At 72.1% G+C, this 14,796-nt stretch carries 14 protein-coding genes; 4 read left to right on the top strand and 10 right to left on the bottom strand.

All coding sequences use genetic code 11. The annotated features are described in order from the left end of the window. Positions 1–63: 63 nt before the first annotated feature. On the top strand, positions 64–1,974 hold the full coding sequence (locus ACF1FZ_RS07235) for an anthranilate synthase family protein (protein ID WP_391772374.1): 1,911 nt from the start codon (positions 64–66) through the stop codon (positions 1,972–1,974). A 74-nt stretch (positions 1,975–2,048) separates the two neighbouring features. Here the strand turns inward: ACF1FZ_RS07235 and ACF1FZ_RS07230 are convergent, their stop codons facing one another. The 4 genes from ACF1FZ_RS07230 to ACF1FZ_RS07215 all read right to left on the bottom strand — a co-directional run bounded on the left by ACF1FZ_RS07230 (position 2,049) and on the right by ACF1FZ_RS07215 (position 5,972). Next, positions 2,049–3,053 (bottom strand): 2-hydroxyacid dehydrogenase, encoded by a 1,005-nt coding sequence (locus ACF1FZ_RS07230; RefSeq protein ID WP_391772373.1) that lies wholly within the window; start codon positions 3,051–3,053, stop codon positions 2,049–2,051. A gap of 261 nt (positions 3,054–3,314) precedes the next feature. Next, positions 3,315–4,007: a response regulator gene (locus ACF1FZ_RS07225; RefSeq protein WP_391772372.1), complete on the bottom strand. Its 693-nt coding sequence runs from the start codon at positions 4,005–4,007 to the stop codon at positions 3,315–3,317. Then, complete coding sequence (gene macS / locus ACF1FZ_RS07220; protein ID WP_391772371.1) at positions 4,004–5,221, bottom strand: MacS family sensor histidine kinase; 1,218 nt, start codon at positions 5,219–5,221, stop codon at positions 4,004–4,006. The genes ACF1FZ_RS07225 and macS overlap by 4 nt, the downstream gene beginning before the upstream one ends. A 34-nt stretch (positions 5,222–5,255) precedes the next feature. Next, positions 5,256–5,972 (bottom strand): lysophospholipid acyltransferase family protein, encoded by a 717-nt coding sequence (locus ACF1FZ_RS07215; protein ID WP_391772370.1) that lies wholly within the window; start codon positions 5,970–5,972, stop codon positions 5,256–5,258. A gap of 216 nt (positions 5,973–6,188) precedes the next feature. On the opposite strand from ACF1FZ_RS07215, the gene ACF1FZ_RS07210 reads away from it, so the two are divergent. Further along, a complete protein-coding gene (locus ACF1FZ_RS07210; RefSeq protein WP_391772369.1) occupies positions 6,189–6,968 on the top strand; it encodes an alpha/beta hydrolase in 780 nt (259 codons plus the stop codon). Then, the gene (locus ACF1FZ_RS07205; RefSeq protein ID WP_391772368.1) at positions 6,961–7,632 is read left to right on the top strand and encodes a hypothetical protein; all 672 of its coding nucleotides are present in this window, start codon (positions 6,961–6,963) and stop codon (positions 7,630–7,632) included. Before ACF1FZ_RS07210 ends, ACF1FZ_RS07205 begins: the two co-directional genes overlap by 8 nt. A gap of 55 nt (positions 7,633–7,687) precedes the next feature. Here the strand turns inward: ACF1FZ_RS07205 and ACF1FZ_RS07200 are convergent, their stop codons facing one another. The 6 genes from ACF1FZ_RS07200 to ACF1FZ_RS07175 form a co-directional block, all read right to left on the bottom strand. After that, positions 7,688–8,449, bottom strand: coding sequence for an endonuclease/exonuclease/phosphatase family protein (locus tag ACF1FZ_RS07200; RefSeq protein ID WP_391772367.1), 762 nt, complete (start codon positions 8,447–8,449; stop codon positions 7,688–7,690). A gap of 72 nt (positions 8,450–8,521) precedes the next feature. Next, positions 8,522–9,463 (bottom strand): ROK family glucokinase, encoded by a 942-nt coding sequence (locus ACF1FZ_RS07195; protein ID WP_325748528.1) that lies wholly within the window; start codon positions 9,461–9,463, stop codon positions 8,522–8,524. Positions 9,464–9,538: 75 nt separating this feature from the next. Continuing rightward, the gene (locus tag ACF1FZ_RS07190; protein WP_391772366.1) at positions 9,539–10,030 is read right to left on the bottom strand and encodes a DUF5304 domain-containing protein; all 492 of its coding nucleotides are present in this window, start codon (positions 10,028–10,030) and stop codon (positions 9,539–9,541) included. Positions 10,031–10,108: 78 nt separating this feature from the next. Further along, entirely contained in the window at positions 10,109–11,290 is a 1,182-nt protein-coding gene (locus ACF1FZ_RS07185; protein ID WP_391772365.1) for an ArsA-related P-loop ATPase, read from the bottom strand. Positions 11,291–11,294: 4 nt separating this feature from the next. After that, positions 11,295–11,744, bottom strand: a complete 450-nt coding sequence (locus ACF1FZ_RS07180) for an SRPBCC family protein (RefSeq protein WP_391772364.1) — start codon at positions 11,742–11,744, stop codon at positions 11,295–11,297. Positions 11,745–11,864: 120 nt separating this feature from the next. Then, on the bottom strand, positions 11,865–12,674 hold the full coding sequence (locus ACF1FZ_RS07175; protein WP_391772363.1) for a metallophosphoesterase: 810 nt from the start codon (positions 12,672–12,674) through the stop codon (positions 11,865–11,867). A gap of 279 nt (positions 12,675–12,953) precedes the next feature. On the opposite strand from ACF1FZ_RS07175, the gene ACF1FZ_RS07170 reads away from it, so the two are divergent. Beyond that, on the top strand, positions 12,954–14,750 hold the full coding sequence (locus ACF1FZ_RS07170; RefSeq protein WP_391772362.1) for an AMP-dependent synthetase/ligase: 1,797 nt from the start codon (positions 12,954–12,956) through the stop codon (positions 14,748–14,750). Positions 14,751–14,796: the final 46 nt, after the last annotated feature.

The raw sequence follows: 14,796 nt of genomic DNA, 5'->3' as shown, positions 1-14,796 counted from the left end.
GAGGGGCGGCCTTCTCTGCGTTCCGGAGCCGGGAGCCGTTCCTCCGACAGGTAAGGAACTCCCATGCCCGAGCCCATGCCCACGCCCCAGCCCGGCCGTGCCGCCGGTCTCCTGTCCGCCCTGCTCCGTGACGACGCCCCGCCCTTCGCGCTGCTGCGCAGGCGCACGCCCGGCCGGGACCACGACACCGTCGAGCTCCTGACCGGTGAGGTGCGGGAGGCGGACCGGCTCGCCGGCATCCCGGTGGGCGAGCTGCCCTCGCTGGCCCTGGTCCCCTTCCGGCAGATCGCCGAGCGGGGTTTCGACGTGCGGGACGACGGCACCCCGCTCGCCGTGCTGGTCGCCGACGAAGCGCACGAACTGCCGCTGGCCGAGGTGCTCGCGCAGCTGCCCGGCCACGGGGTGCGGGTCGAGGGCGGAACCTTCGACGTCCCTGACGAGGAGTACGCGGACATCGTCCGGCGGGTCGTCGAGGACGAGATCGGGCAGGGCGAGGGCGCGAACTTCGTGATCCGGCGGACCTTCACCGGCGAGATCCCCGGTTTCGGCCGGGCCGACGCGCTGGCGCTGTTCGGACGCCTGCTGGCCGGTGAGCGCGGGGCGTACTGGACGTTCGTGGTGCACACGGGGGAGAGGACGCTGGTCGGAGCCAGTCCGGAGGTCCATGTGCGGATGTCCGGCGGGACCGTCGTGATGAACCCGATCAGCGGGACCTACCGCTACCCGCCCGGGGGACCGGCCGTCGAGAGCCTGCTGGCCTTCCTCGGTGACCGCAAGGAGAGCGAGGAGCTCTCCATGGTGGTGGACGAGGAACTCAAGATGATGTGCACCGTCGGCGACATGGGCGGTGTGGTGGTCGGTCCCCGCCTGAAGGAGATGGCCCACCTCGCGCACACGGAGTACGAGCTGCGCGGGCGTTCCTCGCTCGATGTGCGCGAGGTCCTGAAGGAGACCATGTTCGCGGCGACGGTCACCGGCTCCCCGGTGCAGAACGCCTGCCGGGTGATCGAGCGGTACGAGCCGGAGGGCCGCGGCTACTACGCGGGCGCCCTGGCGCTGGTGGGCCGGGAGCCCGGCGGGGCGCAGACGCTGGATTCGCCGATCCTGATCCGTACCGCCGACATCTCCGCGGCCGGCCGGCTGCGCGTGCCGGTGGGGGCGACCCTCGTACGTCACTCCGATCCCGCGGGGGAGGTCGCCGAGACCCATGCGAAGGCGGCGGGTGTGCTCGCGGCGCTGGGCGTCCGCCCGGACCGGCCAGGGCCGGAGGCGGACCGTCCGCGGCTGGCCTCCGACCCACGGGTGCGGGCGGCCCTGGACGACCGGCGCGGCGGGCTGGCCCCCTTCTGGCTGCGGATGCAGGAGCGCACCCGGGACCTGTCCGGCCACGCGCTGGTGGTGGACGGCGAAGACACCTTCACGGCGATGCTGGCGCACCTGCTGCGCTCCTCCGGTCTCACGGTGTCGGTGCGCCGTTACGACGAGCCGGGACTGCGCGAGAGCCTGCGGGCGCACGAGGGACCCGTGGTGCTGGGGCCCGGCCCGGGCGACCCGGGGGACGCGGCCGATCCGAAGATGCGGCTGCTGAGAGGGCTGACCGCCGAACTCGTGCGGGAACACCGTCATGGGCTGCTCGGCGTCTGCCTCGGCCACGAACTGATCGCGGCGGAGCTGGGGCTGGAGATCGCGCGGAAGGCCGTGCCGTACCAGGGGGCGCAGACCCGGATCGACTTGTTCGGCCGGCCTGAGACCGTCGGTTTCTACAACAGCTTCACCGCGCTCTGCGACGACGCGGCGGCCACGGAGCTGGGGGCGCACGGGATCGAGGTCAGCCGGGACACGGCCTCCGGTGAGCTGCACGCGCTGCGGGGCCGGGGCTTCGCCTCGGTGCAGTTCCACCCGGAGTCGGTGCTGACGCTGCGCGGCGCCGCGATCCTGACCGGACTGCTGGCGGCGCTGCCGGTGGCCGGCTGAGCACCGGCGGGCTGCCCGGAGGGGCGGCCGGGCCGGAGCACGCCGCCGGCCCGGCCTGATCCGCAGCGGAGTCCTCAGCCTGCCGGGAGCGCCGGGACCAGGACGTTCTCGCTGCGGCGGCCCGCCAGGTGGTCGGCGACGTTCCGCACGGTGGCGTCGATGATCTGCTCCACGGCGTCACGCGTGTAGTACGCCTGGTGCGAGGTCACGATGACGTTGGGGAAGGTGACGAGCCGGGCGAGGGTGTCGTCGTCGATGCCCTCCACGGACCTGTCGACGTGGAAGAGTCCCGCCTCCGCCTCGTAGACGTCGAGCCCGACGCCGGTGAAACGGCCGGCCCGCAGCTCGCTGACGAGCGCGCGGGTGTCGATGAGGCCGCCGCGGCTGGAGTTGACCAGGATCGCGTCGTCCTTCATCACGGACAGGGACTCGGCACCGATGATGTGCTCCGTGGCCGGCAGCAGCGGCACGTGGAGGCTGATCAGGTCGGCCTCGGCGAAGAGCTGTTCCTTGTCCACGTACCTCATGCCGAGCGCGGTGCAGGCGGGGTTCTCGGCCACGTCCCAGCCGAGCAGCTCCATGCCGTAGCCGTGGGCGATCCGGGCGAACGCCTCACCGATCTTCCCGGTGCCGAGCACACCGGCCGTGCGGCCGTGCATGTCCCGGCCGAGGAGCCCGTCGAGCCGGAAATCGAAGTCCCGGGTACGGCTCACCGCACGGACGATACGGCGGTTGACGGCCATGGCCAGGGTCCAGGCGAATTCGGCGACCGAGTGGGGTGAGTAGTACGAGACGCGGGCGACGCGCAGGGAGAGCCGTTCGGCGACGTCGAGGTCGATGTTGTTGAAACCGGTGGACCGCTGGGCGATCATCTGCGTGCCGCCCGCCGCGAGCGCCTGCAGCACATGGCTGCCGAGGTCGGCGTTGACACTGGTGGAGATGATCTCGTGCCCCGCGGCGATCGGGGCGGTGTCCCTGGTGAGGAAGACGTCCAGGCAGCGGACGTCGTGCAGGCCGGCGAAGGCCTTCTCGATCAGCGGCTTCTCGTCGGACTGCACACCGAATGCCAGGATCTCCACGACGTCTCCCGGGTGAGGGGTGGGGCCGGTCCTCGTGAATATACGGCCCACCGCCCCGGGGCGCCGCCCGGCCGGCGCGGGGCCGGCGGAGGAGGGCTCCCGCCCCCGCGTGCAGGGCCGGCCGGCTTCGGGCACGCCGTCGCCTCCCGGGCCGGCGCCCGCGCGGTGTCCCTCCCCCGGAGGGCGGCCCTCACGCCGGAGGCACCTTCGCGCGCCGCGTCGATGGCGTGCGGTTCCGTTGCGGCGAGCGGCGGTCGTCCGTCAAACGTCGTCGAGGCCGGCTTCGATGGCGTAGCGCACGAGTTCCACCCGGTTGTGCAGCTGGAGCTTGCCCAGGGTGTTCTGGACGTGGTTCTGCACGGTGCGGTGGGAGATGACCAGGCGCTCGGCGATCTGCTTGTACGAGAGTCCCTTGGCGACCAGCCGCAGGACCTCCGTCTCCCGGTCGGTGAGCTGCGGGACCTTCGGCCGGTCGGGGGCCGCGGGAGCGGGGTCGGAGGCGAGCCGGCGGTATTCGCCGAGGACCAGTCCGGCGAGGCCCGGTGTGAAGACCGGGTCGCCTGCTGCGGTGGCGCGCACGGCGTCGGTCAGCTCCTGGGTGCTGGCCGACTTGAGCAGGTAGCCGGTGGCGCCCGATTTCACGGCCTCCAGGACATCGGCGTGCTCGCCGCTGGCGGAGAGCACCAGGACGCGCAGCCCGGGGTGGGAGCCGACGAGCTCCTTGCAGACCTGGGCGCCGGGCATCCCCGGCAGGTTCAGGTCGAGCACCAGGACGTCGGGCCCGGCGGCCCTGGCCCGACGCACGGCCCCCGGGCCGTCGCCGGCGGTCGCGACCACGTCGAAACCGGCCTCGGTCAGATCGCGGGCCACGGCATCGCGCCACATCGGGTGGTCGTCGACGACCATCACCCTGATGGCCCGCTCCTCGGATGCCTGCGTGTTCGGTGTACTCATCGGGCCGATCCTGCCTTCCCCCGTGAAACCTTCGGAACCTTCAACTCGACCTCGGTGCCCTGACCGGGTACCGAGATCAGCTCTGCTGTGCCTCCCAGATCGCGCAGCCGCCCGCGGATCGACAGGGCGACGCCGAGCCGTCCCTCCCCTTCCGCCTGGTCGAGCCGGCCCTCCGGGATGCCCGGGCCGTCGTCCCGGACCGTGACGATCACCGTGTCCGGTTCGTCCTCGACCAGGATCCACGCCTGGGCGTCCGGTCCCGCGTGGACCCGGACGTTGTCCAGCGCGGCGCTCACCGCGGCGGCGAGCTCACGCGCCGCGCCGGCCGCGAGCAGCACCGGGGCGCCGGGCTCCGCGAAGGTGGTCCGGGAGCCCGCGTGCGGGGCGAGCAGAGCGCGCAGATCGGCCTCCGCGCCCTCCTCCTCGCCGGTGTCCGCCGCGCGGACCACCGCACCCTCGGCACTGTCCTCGGAGACCCGTGTAGTGGGCACCAGGCCGCTGGAGACCAGGGTCCGCAGGGCGATCTCCTGCTCCCCGGCCATCCGGCCGAGCTCAGCGGCCTCGCCGCCCAGGGCCGCGCCGCGCCGCTGGACCATGGCCAGGACCTGGAGGACGCTGTCGTGGATGTCGCGCGCGAGCCGCTCCCGCTCCCGGGTGGCGGCCTCGATCTCCAGGGCGCGCGCCAGGGTGCGTTCACTGGCCCGGGCCACCTCGACGACGTAACCGATGGCGATGGAGGCGACCCATACCAGCACCACGTTGTGGAAGGTGTCCTCGCTGGGCTCGCCGCGCTCGATGATGTTGGCGACGGCGACCAGGGTGGAGGCGAAGGCCGCCCAGCGCCAGCCGCCTTTGAGCGCGAAGGCGAGGACGGACCCCGCGGTCCAGATCGACGGGAGCGTCGGGCCGTCCACGTGCCGGGCGTCGAAGTCGGCGAGGGGCGTGAGGAGGACCCCGGTCAGCGCGACGGTGAGGTCCGTGCCGAGGAAGCGCTTGGTGCAGTTCGCCGCGTTGGCCACCCTGGGGAGGGTGGCGAGTGTCCAGAGGGCGAGGACCACCAGGAAGGTGACGGCCACCCAGGGCCGCTCGTACTTCCCCCGGCCGAAGCCCGCGAGCAGCGCCGCGTAGATCAGCGTCAGCACGCGGTACGCGGTCAGCGCCCGCCACAACGGCTGCTCGACCGACATCCGTACGACCCGTTCGCGCCCGGTCATGGCCCCTCCCCCGGCTCCCGCCCCTGTCGTGCGCCTATGCGCCGGACCGCTCCGTCCCCTTCTTCGCGGCCTCGGCGATCCGCCTCTTGGCCGCGGTCGCGTAGATGTCCACGTACTCCTGGCCCGAGAGCTTCATGATCTCGTACATCACCTGGTCGGTCACCGAGCGCAGGATGTAGCGGTCGCCGTCCATGCCCTGGTAGCGGGCGAAGTCCAGCGGCTCGCCGATCCTGATCCCGGGCCGCATCAGCTTGGGCACCACCTGGCCGGGCGGCTGGATCCTGTCCGTGTCGATCATCGCCACGGGGATGACGGCCGCTCCGGTGGCGAGGGCCACCCGGGCGAGGCCTCCGGGCTTGCCCCGGTAGAGCCGCCCGTCCGGGGACCGGGTGCCCTCCGGGTAGATTCCGAACAGTCCGCCGCTCTCGATCACCTGGATGCCCGCCCTGATGGCCGCCTCCCCGGCACCGCGGCCGCCTGAGCGGTCCACCGGGAGCTGCCCCACGCCCTTGAAGAACGCGGCGGTGAGCCTGCCCTTCACCCCGGGTGCCGTGAAGTACTCCGCCTTGGCGATGAAGGTCACCTTGCGGTCCAGGACGGCCGGCAGGAAGAAGGAGTCGGAGAACGACAGGTGGTTGCTCGCGAGGATCGCCGGCCCGTGTGCGGGGATGTTCTCCAGGCCCTCCACCCACGGCCTGAAGGCGAGCTTCAGGGACCCGCCGATGGAGAACTTCATTGCGCCGTAGATCAACTCGGATGCCTCCCGTGTGCCGTCCGACAGACCTTAACCTGTGGGACCGGGGCCCTCCCCGCCCGCTCGGGGCGGTGCCCCCGCCGGTGTCCCCCCGCGAGCGGCGGCTGCCCGGGCGGTGACGGCCCTGGTCGGTGTCGGTCCGGTCGCGTACGGTGAAGTAATCCTTTCGCACACCCCCCGCACCCCGCCCCGCTTCATGAACAGGAGACCCTGGTGCCGGTCCTCCCAGGAGCCGAGCCGTTCCGCCACGAGGGCGGAGAGGCCGGCGTCCTCCTCTGTCACGGATTCACGGGTTCGCCGCAGTCGCTGCGCCCTTGGGCCGGTTATCTGGCGGAGCGCGGACTGACCGTGTCCCTCCCGCTGCTGCCCGGCCACGGCACGCGCTGGGAGGACATGGCGGTCACGGGCTGGCAGGACTGGTACGCGGAGGTGGACCGGGAGCTGCGGGCGCTGCGGGCGCGGTGCGCGCAGGTCTTCGTCTTCGGCCTCTCGATGGGCGGTGCCCTGGCGCTGCGCCTCGCCGCCAAGCACGGGGACGGGATCGCGGGCCTGGTGCTGGTGAATCCGGCGAACAAGGTGCACGGCCTGTCGGCGTACGCCCTGCCGGTGGCCCGGCATGTGGTGCGGACGACGAAGGGGCTGACCAGCGACATCGCACTGGAGGGCGTCGACGAGGTCGGTTACGACCGGGTTCCGCTGCACGCCGCGCATTCCGCGCGGACGTTCTTCCGGCTGGTCGACGCCGATCTGCCCCAGGTCACCCAGCCGATCGTGCTGCTGCACAGTCCGCAGGACCATGTCGTGCCGCCGGCCGACTCGGCGCGGATCCTCAGCCGGGTCTCGTCCCGGGACGTCGAGGAGATCCTGCTGGAACAGAGCTACCACGTCGCGACGTTGGACCACGATGCGGAGCGGATCTTCGACGAGAGCTACCGGTTCGTCGACCGCCTCGCAACCGACGCTGGCAGGAAGGGGAGCACGTCCGGTGGCTGAGCACGACGCGGAACGCGCGGGAAGTGACGAGGAGCGCGAACCGCGCCCCACGGAGGGAGCGGCCGTCCCCGAGGGTACGGAGGGGGCCCGGCCGCTCGACGAGGCCGCGGCCTGGGAGGCGATCGTCGCGGGCTACGGCGAGGAGCCGCCGGACCCGCCTGGCGCCAAGCCGTTCAAGTCGGTCGAGGACCTGGCCCTGCTGGAGGACGGCCAGCTCAACGTCCTGGACCCCTCTCCGGAGTCCGGGGCGGGCGACGACACGGACAAGGGCGTGAGCGGGAAGACGCCCGCCGGGCCGCCGGAGAAGAAACCGCTGGGCGGTTCGGTCGTGTTCGCCCCCGGGGTCGGAGGCCCTCGCGACTACGCCCTGGAGGAGCCCGGGGACAGCGGCAGCGGCGATCCGGACGACAGCGAGGAGGGGCATTTCGTCCCGCCGGAACCACCGCCGCTTCCCGAGGCCGACGTGACGGCGAAGTTCGCCTGGCTCGCGGTCGTCGGCGGCCCGGTGCTGATGCTGATCGCGGTGCTGATGCAGTGGGAGATGACGTGGTGGCTCACCACTCTCTCCATCGGCGGTTTCCTGGGCGGTTTCGCCACTCTGGTGGCGCGCATGCCCCACGACGACGAAGAGGACGACGATCCGGGGCGCGGCGCGGTCGTCTGACCACTGCGCGGGGCGGGGACGGCCTGTTCCCGCCCCGCGCACCTCCTGCCCCGGTTCAGCCTCCTGCGGGCACCCTGAGGGCGGCCAGCACGGGCAGGTGGTCCGTGGCCGCCCGCAGGTCCGCGCCCGTGACGCCGGGCAGGTCCGCGGGGACGCCGCAGCCGAGCACCTCGATGCCGTCGCTGGCGAACACCGCGTCGATCCGCTTGCGCGGGACGCCGGGCGGGAAGGTGAGTTCGCCGCCCCACGGCCGCACGGCCCGGCAGTCCTGGAGCCGCCCGGCCAGCCGCCGGAAGGCGCTCCCCTCCGGTACGTCGTTGAGGTCACCGGCCACGACGGCGTGCGGGACGTCCATCGCGTCGATCCGGTCCAGCAGCATCCCCGCCTGCGCGTGCCGTTCCTCCCGCTGCAGGCTGAGGTGACAGCTCACGACGCCGATCCGGGCCCCCGCGATCCGTACGACCGCCGTGGCCAGACCCCGCCGGTGCAGCCCCGGTGTGAGCGGCAGCAGGACGTCCTCGGTGCGTTCCACGGTGGCGCGCAGGGAACAGAGCAGCAGGGGACCGGCGGCCGTGGCCCCGCCGCTGAGGATCACCAGATCGGTCATGGCCGCGAGCCGGGCCGCGGCCTTGCGCCAGCGGAAGAAGCGCGGGGCCTCCTGGACGCACACCAGGTCGGGTGCGCAGGCGCGGATGACACGGGCCAGCGCTTCGGTGTCGTCGCGCAGGGAGCGGACGTTGTAGCTGAGCACCCGGATGACGGCCGAACCGTCCGGCTCGGTACGGGAGTCGGGCAGCGGCATCGGCATCGTGACCATGAGAGGCACGATACGACGGACGCCCGCCGCTCCCCGGAGGGCGCGACGGGCGCCGGACGTGCCGTGGTGAGATCAGCCCTGGCGCGCCAGGTCGGCCGCGCCCACCAAGCCCGCCTTGCCGCCCAGTTGGGCCGCGAGGACCTGCGCGTGCGGGCGCCACTCGCCGCCGATCAGCCAACGCCGGAACGACTTGCGGATCGGGCCGAGGACCAGCTCGCCCTCGTCCGAGACCCCGCCGCCGACGATGAAGGCCGAGGGGTCGAAGAGCGAGGCGAGGTCGGCCAGCCCCGCTCCGGCCCAGCGGGCCAGCTCGCGGAAGGAGTCGACGGCCACCGGGCAGCCCTGCCGGGCGGCCTCGCTGATGTGCTTGCCCTCGATGCCCTCCAGTGTGCCGTCACCGAGCCCCAGCAGGATCGTGGCGTTCTCGGGGGTGGCGTTGGCGCGCTGCTTCGCGTACCGCACGAGTGCGCGGCCGGAGGCGTACTGCTCCCAGCAGCCCTGGCTGCCGCAGCCGCAGAGCAGCCCGTCCGGGACCACGCGGATGTGACCGAATTCCGCCGCCACACCGAAGCGCCCGCGGCGCAGCTTGTTGCCGATGATGATGCCGCCGCCCAGGCCGGTGCCGAGCGTGATGCAGATGACGTCGTCGTGGCCCTGGCCGGCGCCGAAGCGGTATTCGCCCCAGGCCGCCGCGTTGGCGTCGTTCTCGACGACGACGGGCAGGCCGACGCGCTGCTCCACCTTGTCCTTGAGCGGCTCGTGGCGCCATTTGATGTTCGGGGCGAACAGCACGGTGGCGCGCTTGTCGTCGACGTATCCGGCCGCGCCGATGCCTACCGCCTCGACGTCGTGTCCCTCGCTCGCTCCGGACACGGCGGCGCTGATCGCGTCCACGATGCCCTCGGCCGTCTGCGGGGTCGATACCTTGAACGTCGAGAGGATCCGGCCCTCTTCGTCGACCACTCCAGCCGCGATCTTCGTGCCGCCGATATCGACGCCGATGGTGAGTCCCATGAATCCCTCAGTTTCGGTCGAGCCCCGCTACGGCCAACCGTACCCGAGCCGGGGACGGGCCTCTCCTGCTCAGGGTCAGTCCAGGTCGATGTGTTCGCTGCCGCCGGTGCCCTCGTCACGCGGGTCCGAGGGGTCCTCGGCCGCCTTCTTCGCAGGGCCGGGGGCGCCACCGGTGCCGCCCGAAGTGCCTCCGGCACCTTCGGCGCCCCGGGTCCAGCGGCCCTCCTGGCCCTCGACGGCGGAGCGGTAGGCGGCGAGGAGTTCGTTCCCCGCGGCGGCGAGGTGGTCGAACAGTTCCGGATTGCGCTCGATGACGGGTTCGACCGCGGACTTCGCCTGCCGGATCACCTGCTGGACGGTGCCCTGGGCCGCCATGCCGAGCAGCGGCGACTGGAGCGAGGAGACCTTGTCGGCCACCGCGTCGATCAGTCTGCGCAGCTCTTCGGCGGCGGAACCCGGCTGCTGCCCGTACTGGGCCCGGCGGCGGGCCTTCTCCGCTTCGAGGTCCTCGGCGCAGGCCTCCGCCCACGCGTCGTCGTCGGCGGGACGATCGGTGGCTTCACTCATGGCGGACTCCTGCGACGGTTGTCTGTGTGGCCGTGCGAGCCACGTACTACCGACGTTACCCGAACGGTAGTACGCCGTTCATTGTGTCCGGGGCCAGAACGCGGGGTCAGGTGTGAACCGGACACGCAGGACGCCGTCGGTCAGCGCGGCTCCGGAGACGGTGCAGCGGCGCAGCGCGGACTCCAGACGCACGATCCGGTGGAACGGCCCGGCGGTGAGGAGCAGTTCGTCACCGCGCCGGACGAGCCTGAGGTCCTCCTTGGCGGCCCCGGGCAACGGCAGGCACCAGGCGATGACGCCGTCCCCCGCGTCCTCGGTCCACCAGGGGTCTTCGGCGCGTCCCGGGGGCCGGCCGTCCGGTGCGCAGGTCCCGGCGAGCAGAGCCAGGTCCTCGGCGGTGCGCGGTTCACGGCCGAGGTGGGCACTCTCGTGCACGGGAACCCCGGGCGCCCACTCCTGGCGCCAGCGGTCCAGGCACTTCTCCTGCCGCGCCGCGACGTCGGCGAACCAGGGGTCGCCGGAGTGGCCGGGCAGGACCCGTGAGGCCACGACGGAGTCGACGCGCAGTCCGTGCAGGGCGAGTCCGGTCCGGGCGGCTCCCAGCGCCTCACCGGCGGCGTGACCGGGTTCGGCGACCAGCCGCACGGTGGTCGCGTTGTCCTCGATCAGCGCCTCGACGGCGGCCAGTTCGGCGTCCTTGCGCGCAGCGGCCTCGTAGAGCCACTGGGCGGGCATGGGGACGCCGGCGAGCTGGGCGAGGACCGGGCGCAGGGCACGGGCGGCCTGGCGTTCGCGGGGCAGGAGGCGGCGCAGATAACGGCGCAGCTGTCCGGGCAGTGCGAGCAGGGCGAGGGCGTCGGTGAGCGGAGGCAGGTCGACGACGAGGACCTCGTAGCCGTCCCGCGCCCAGTCCCCCTCGGCCACGCGGCGCAGGGTGTGCAGGAGGGCGAGCTGGGAACTCCCCGGCAGTTCGGTGAGCTCCTCGCCGTCGAGCCTGTTGGCGCCGAGCAGGTCGAGCACCCCGGACGCCCGGTCCTGCAGTTCGAGCAGTTCACCGCGGAAGTGGGCGGCGGAGTCGACACGGGCGCAGAAGAGCCGTTCGGCGGCCTCCACCGGTCCGGGGCCGGCGGGGAAGGCGGGCACGGCGTCGGCGGAGACCAGGAGGGTGCGCCGGCCGCTGCGGGCCGCGGCGAGCGCGGTCGCCGCGGCGACGGTGGTACGGCCTGCGCCGCCGGGGCCGGTGACGAGGACCGTACGCACGTGATCAGGCCTGCGGGACGGACTCGACGCGCTTCTTCAGCCCGGCGAGGGCCCGGTCGATGATGACCTTCTCGGCCTTGCGCTTGATCATGCCGAGCAGCGGGATCTTGACGTCGACGGCCAGCCGGTAGGTGACCTCGGTACGGTCGCCGGCCCCCAGGGGTGCCAGTGCGTAACTGCCGTCGAGCGCGCGCAGCATCTGGGACTTGACGAGGGTCCAGCCGACCTCGTAGGGGCTGTTCCAGGTGTAGGCGAGGACGTGGTCGTCCTTGATCGCTCCGGCGTCCAGGACGAGGCGGACCTGCTCGGCACGGCCCTGGCCGTCGGTGGCGAGGATCTCGGCCTCCTTCACCTCTCCGGTCCACTCCGGATAGCGGGCGAAGTCGGCGATCACTCCCATGACGTCGGCCGGTGCCGCCTCGATCGTGATGCTCGAGCTGGTGTGTTCAGCCATCGCCGTGGCCCTCCAGTGCGGTGTACCGGTCGCGTTCGGCAGAAGCCTGCCGTGTGCAGGCTATCGCGTGCCGTCGGCCCTCCCGCCCGCGCCCCGGCCCTCGGCCGGTGGCCGTGTCGCTCACCACTCCAGGGCCCAGGGGCGCCCGCTGGAGGCGAAGTGGCCGACGTTGACGCACTCGGTGGCGCCGATCCGCATCCGGCGCACCAGCGGCTGGTGGACATGGCCGAAAAGCGCGTAGCGGGGGCGGGTGCGGTGGATGGCGTCCAGGAGTGCGCGGCTGCCGCGCTCGAAGCGCCGGGCGACGGTGTCGTACGTCAGCTCCGGGACGTCCGGTGGGATGTGCGAGCACAGGACGTCCACCGGCCCGAGCGCCTCGACCTTGGCGGCGTACTCCTCGTCGCCGATCTCGTACGGGGTGTTCATGGGGGTCCTGAGGCCTCCCCCGACGAACCCGAAGACCCGGCCACCGATCTCGGTCCGCTCCCCGTCCAGCACGGTGGTACCCGAACTGGCGTATTCCGGCCAGAGCGCGGGCACATCGACGTTGCCGTAGGTGGCGTACGTCGGGGTGGGCATGACCGCGAACATCTCGGCGTACTGCTTGCGTACGGCGGACAGGATCGCCGCGTTGCGGTCCCGGCCGGCCCACAGTTCGCGGCCGAAGGCCCGTGCCTCCTCGAAGCGGCGTGCCGTGCGCAGCTCGACGATGCGGTCGGCGTTGGCGACGCCGAACAGGTCGGGGAAGATGCCGCGCGAGTGGTCGGCGTAGTCGAGGAAGAGGACCAGGTCCCCCAGGCAGATCAGGGCGTCCGCGCCGTCGCCGGCGCGTGCCAGCGCCTCCGCGTTCCCGTGCACGTCGCTGACCACGTGTACGCGTGTCCGTCGGGTGGGGGTTGTGTGCTGATCGTGCGGTGTACCGGCTCGCATGCGGATCACCCTAGGTCGACGCGCGCCGCTCTGGGTAGAGGCCATCCGACCTGCGATTACTTCCGGATCGGGACACGGGTGGACTAATGTGCGCCGAAGGCCACCGATATGTGTGATGCATAAGACATCTGGCCGGATCCCCCTTTCCGGAACCGACTACCGGTGGGTAACGTCCCGCCAGTCCAGTCGTGCTCACCCCACCGAGCATCTGCCAGTCTTGGACCGATCCGGTACGTCGCACAGAGCCGTGGAACCGGAGCCCGATGAGGAGCAGCAGTCTTGCGCGAGTTCAGCCTTCCGGCCCTGTACGAGGTCCCTACGGACGGCAACCTGACCGATCTCATCCGCCGCAACGCCGCTCAGCATCCCGATGTCGCGGTGATGAGCCGGAAGGTGGCCGGTGTCTGGACGGACGTCACGGCGACCCGGTTCCTCGCTGAGGTCAGGGACACCGCCAGAGGCCTGATCGCGGCGGGTGTCGAGCCCGGCGACCGGGTCGCGCTGATGTCACGCACCCGCTTCGAGTGGGTCCTGCTGGACTTCGCCATCTGGTGCGCGGGCGCCGTCACCGTGCCGGTGTACGAGACCAGCTCCCCCGAGCAGGTCCAGTGGATACTCGGTGACTCGGGTGCGGTCGCCGTCGTCGTGGAGAGCAGCGCCCACACCGAGGCCGTCACCGCCGTGCGGGACGGGCTCCCCGGTCTGCGGCACGTCTGGGAGATCGACCGGGGCGCCGTCGCCGAGCTCGTGGCCGCGGGCGCCGGGGTCTCCGACGAGACCCTGGACCTGCGCATGGTGAGCGCCAAGGCCGACGACCCGGCGACGATCGTCTACACCTCGGGCACCACCGGCCGCCCGAAGGGCTGTGTGCTGACGCACCGCAGCTTCTTCGCGGAGTGCGGCAACGTCGTGGAACGGCTCAAGCCCCTCTTCCGCACCGGTGAGTGTTCCGTCCTCCTCTTCCTTCCCGCCGCGCACGTCTTCGGCCGGCTGGTCGAGGTCGCCTCGGTGATGGCGCCGATCAAGCTCGGCTGCGTGCCGGACATCAAGAACCTCACCGATGAGCTGGCCTCCTTCCGGCCGACGCTGATCCTCGGGGTGCCGCGGGTCTTCGAGAAGGTCTACAACTCGGCGCGGGCCAAGGCCCAGGCCGACGGCAAGGGCAAGATCTTCGACCGGGCCGCCGGCACGGCGATCGCGTACAGCCGGGCGCTGGGCACGCCGGAAGGCCCCTCGTTCGGCCTGAAGCTCAAGCACAAGGTCTTCGACAAGCTGGTGTTCGGCAAGCTGCGCGCCGTGCTCGGTGGCCGCGGCGAGTTCGCGATCTCCGGCGGCGCGCCGCTGGGCGAGCGGCTCGGCCACTTCTTCCGGGGCATCGGCTTCACGGTGCTGGAGGGCTACGGCCTCACCGAGACCTGCGCCGCCACGGCCTTCAACCCGTGGGACCGGCAGAAGATCGGTACGGTCGGCCAGCCGCTGCCGGGCTCGGTCGTGCGGATCGCCGACGACGGTGAGGTACTGCTGCACGGCGAGCACCTGTTCACCGGTTACTGGAAGAACGAGGCGGCGACGGCCGAGGCGCTGGCCGACAACTGGTTCCACACGGGGGACATCGGCACGCTCGACGAGGACGGTTATCTCGCGATCACGGGCCGCAAGAAGGAGATCATCGTCACGGCGGGCGGCAAGAACGTCGCCCCCGCGGTGATCGAGGACCGGATCCGCGCGCACGCCCTGGTCGCCGAGTGCATGGTGGTCGGTGACGGACGCCCGTTCGTCGGCGCACTGCTCACCCTCGACGAGGAGTTCCTCTCCCGCTGGGCCGAGGAGAACGGCAAGCCGGCCGGGTCGACGGCGGTCTCGCTGCGCGAGGACGCCGAGCTGCTGGCCGAGGTGCAGCGGGCCGTGGACGACGGCAACGCCGCGGTGTCCAAGGCGGAGTCGGTGCGCAAGTTCCGCATCCTGGCGACGCAGTTCACCGAGGAGGCGGGCCACATCACGCCGTCGCTGAAGCTGAAGCGCAACGTCGTGGCGAAGGACTTCGCGGACGATGTCGAGTCGATCTACCGCGGCTGAGCCGGACACACAGGGGGGAGGGGCCCGGTGCGGGTCCCTCCCCGTC

The organism is Streptomyces sp. NPDC014623 (assembly GCF_043088245.1).
GTDB lineage: Bacteria > Actinomycetota > Actinomycetes > Streptomycetales > Streptomycetaceae > Streptomyces.
The sequence above is the reverse complement of the archived record's forward strand: the minus strand, read 5'-3'. Positions and strand labels throughout refer to the sequence as shown.